The organism is Bacillus cereus group sp. N21 (assembly GCF_016483395.1).
Lineage (GTDB): Bacteria > Bacillota > Bacilli > Bacillales > Bacillaceae_G > Bacillus_A > Bacillus_A pseudomycoides.
Map to the genome: position 1 here is coordinate 1 of NZ_JAEHBX010000329.1, position 275 is coordinate 275.

Sequence of the window (275 nt, forward strand, 5' to 3'; positions counted from 1 at the left end):
TATTTCTTCCGGTTTAATAGAACGAATACCATCAATTGCCTCTGTAACAGAACCCTGCAAGGCATCTCGTACTACAGAATATTGACTCTTAATCCCGGTAGCAAGTCCTTGTGCCATTTGAACACCTGCAAATGCTAAATTATTGGATTTTAGCGTATTTACAAGAGACTTATAAGCATTTGTACCAAGAGTGCGACTTTCATTTTCTGCCATATAAGATGTTTTTTGAATCCCCAGCGCAAAACCTTCACTAAAAGGTTTTCCCCCTTGATCAC

At 38.9% G+C, this 275-nt stretch carries 1 pseudogene; it reads right to left on the bottom strand.

What is annotated here, in order from left to right:
• A pseudogene (locus tag JDS96_RS31070) lies at positions 1 to 275 on the bottom strand (phage tail protein); the annotation flags it as partial.